This window comes from Stakelama sediminis, from assembly GCF_014199335.1.
Classification (GTDB): domain Bacteria; phylum Pseudomonadota; class Alphaproteobacteria; order Sphingomonadales; family Sphingomonadaceae; genus Sphingomonas; species Sphingomonas sediminis.
Genome location: NZ_JACIJI010000020.1, coordinates 1 through 2,890 on the forward strand (window position 1 = coordinate 1; position 2,890 = coordinate 2,890).

A 2,890-nucleotide genomic window follows, 5' to 3' on the forward strand; every position below is an offset into this window, starting at 1 on the left:
TCCTTTTGTGTGGATGTAGTGGGATGCATGCGTCTGCAGGTTTGCCGAGTGGTGCTGCTGCGTATGCGGTGATGCCGGCGCCGAGGGTTGGAGCGCAGGTAGCGGATTATCGGCTGGGTCCGTTGGATGTATTGAGTGTGACGGTATTTCAGGAGCCGGATCTGAGTTTTGACAAGTTGCAGGTGGATGCGTCGGGGAATGTGTCGTTTCCGTTGATTGGTACGGTGCATGCGCAGGGGAAGACGGCGTCTGAGTTGTCGGATGACATTGCGGCGAGGCTTGGGAAGAAATATCTGGTGGATCCGCAGGTATCGGTGACGGTGGTGTCGTCGGTATCGCAGAATGTGACGGTGGAAGGCGATGTGAAGGAGCCGGGTGTTTATCCGGTGAACGGACAGTCGACATTGTTGCAGGCGCTGGCGCAGGCGCAGAGTCCGACGGATGTGGCGAAGCTGGATCAGGTGGTGATATTCCGGAACATCGACGGCAAGCGTGCCGGAGCGGTGTTTAACGTGAAGGCGATCCGGGAGGGTCGTGCGCCGGATCCGCAGGTTTTGGGCGGCGATGTGATTGTGGTTGGGTTTGACGCGGTCAAGGGCGGTTTCCGGGATCTTCTGAAGACGGCGCCGTTCTTCAATCTTTTCCGGTATTTTTGATCGAGCGTGGCTGAGGACGAGTTGGTAAATATGGATACGGTTCCTGCGATCCGGCAGCCCGCGACGCCTGAAGCGGAGTTTATCGAGGAAGAATTTGTTGAACAGGGCGGCGGTTTCGAGATAGATTTTCGGGCGCTGTGGCTGATCCTCAAGCGCAATCTGTGGGTGGTCGGCGGCATTGTGCTTGCAGTGCTGGTGCTGGGGCTGGTGGCGACGATGCTGATGACGCCGAAATATACGGCGTCGTCGAGCGTGCAGATTGACCAGGAAGCAGCGCAGGTTTTGGGCCAGGATCAGAGCGTGCAGCCGGTCAGTTCCTATCAGGATGCCGATCGGTTTTTACAGACGCAGGTCGACGTGCTGAAGAGCCGGGCGATGGAATTGCGGGTGGCGCAGGCGCTCGATCTATTCAACAAGAGTGCCGATTTCTTTTCGGCCATGAAGATATCGTCACCCAAGCCGGATCCGAAGGTGTCCCGGGATCAGCAGTTGCGGGATGCGGTGTTGAGTGGAATTGAGGATAATCTTTCGGTGAATCTGCCGCCGGATTCGCGCGTGGCGACGATTGCTTTTACCAGCCCCGATCCGAAGCTGGCAGCGCAGATTGCCAACAGCTATGCCAGCGAGTTCATCAAGAGCAATCTGCAGCGCACGTTCAACAGCACGGCCTATGCGCGCAACTTTCTCTCGCAACAGCTTGGCGAGGCCAAGGCGAAGCTCGAACAGTCCGAACAGGACCTCAACAATTATGCGCGTCAGATGGGGCTGATCAAAACGCAGCAGACCAATGCGGACGGCTCGACCTCGACGGGGTCCGCGTCGGTGACGACAGCCTCGCTCGCGCAACTCAATCAGGCCGCCAATGATGCAACGGCAGCGCGGATTGCGGCTGAGGAAAAATGGAAGACGGTTGAAAACACGCCGCTTCTGAGTATCCCTGACGTACTGGCCAATCAAGCGATCCAGAATTTACTCGATCAACGCGCGAGCGCGAGTGCGGCACTGAGTCAGGAACTGGCCAAGCACAAGGATGCCTATCCCACGGTGCAGCAATACAAAGCGCAACTCAAGCAGATCGACGATCAGATCAATGTGATCGCGACCGGAATCAAGCAGTCGGTCAAACAGGCCTATGAAAGTGCCAGGCTGAACGAGCAGTCGCTTGGCGCGCAGGTTCACCAACTCAAGAACGAGACGCTGACCGAGCAGGATCGCTCGGTACGCTATAATATCCTGGCGCGGGAGGCGGACACCAACCGCACGCTGTATGAAGGATTGTTGCAGCGGTACAAGGAAGTGAGTGCTTCGGCGGGGATTACCGCCAGCAATGTCTCGGTGGTTGATCAGGCCGATGTACCGATCAGGCCTTCCTCACCGCGCCTGTTTCTCAACATGGCGCTGGCGCTGCTGGCAGGGCTGGCACTGGCGGGCGGCGTGGTGTTCATCCGAGAGCAACTGGATGATGCGATCCGGGCGCCGGAGGATGTCGAGCGCAAGCTGGGCCTGTCGACGCTGGGCATCATTCCGGTGACGGACAACGAAAATGCCCGCGACGAGCTTGCGTCGCCGCGTTCGCCAGTGGCCGAGGCCTATAACTCGCTGCGTACGGCGCTGCTATACTCCACCGCGCAGGGGCTACCACCGGTGTTGCTGGTGACCTCGACCGAAGCGGCCGAGGGTAAGTCGACCACCAGCTATGCCGCTGCCATGGGTCTGGCGCGACTGGGCAAGCGTGTGGTGCTGGTCGATGTCGACTTGCGCCGCCCGTCTCAGCACCACGCGTTCAGCGTGGCCGCCAAGCCCGGCCTGTCCGACCTGCTGACCTCGCATGAGGATATCGCTTCGGTGCTGCACGAAACCACGATCGACAATCTGTCGTTCATTCCGGCAGGTCCGATCCCGCCGAGCCCGACCGAACTGCTCGGCAATCAGCGACTGAACGATATCCTCGACGAACTGCAGCGCCGCTTCGATATCGTCATCCTCGACGGCCCGCCCGTACTCGGCCTCGCTGACGCACCGCTGCTCGCCTCAATCGCCGGCAGCACCATGTTCGTCATCGAAGCATCGCGCGGTCACAGAGGCGCCACCAAGGCCGCCCTCAAGCGCCTCAGAACCGGCCATGCCCACGTCCTCGGCGCCGTCCTCACCAAGTTCAACCCCAAAAACGCCAACTCCGGTTACGCCTATTACGGTTATCAATACTACCAATATGGCAATAACCATGAGTGAGC

Annotated in this window: 2 protein-coding genes; both read left to right on the forward strand. The window is 59.3% G+C overall.

Going from position 1 to position 2,890, the window contains the following annotated elements; genetic code table 11:
• On the forward strand, nt 1–656 hold a 656-nt coding region (locus FHR23_RS16410; RefSeq protein WP_343043221.1), incomplete at its 5' end, for a polysaccharide biosynthesis/export family protein.
• A gap of 30 nt (nt 657–686) precedes the next feature.
• The gene (locus tag FHR23_RS16415) at nt 687–2,888 is read left to right on the forward strand and encodes a GumC family protein (protein WP_184006154.1); all 2,202 of its coding nucleotides are present in this window, start codon (nt 687–689) and stop codon (nt 2,886–2,888) included.
• Nucleotides 2,889–2,890 lie beyond the last annotated feature (2 nt).

What these genes read in the sequence shown, in the direction of transcription:
- FHR23_RS16415 (WP_184006154.1), top strand. Translation starts at nt 687, where the DNA reads ATGGATACGGTTCCTGCGATCCGGCAGCCCGCGACGCCTGAAGCGGAG.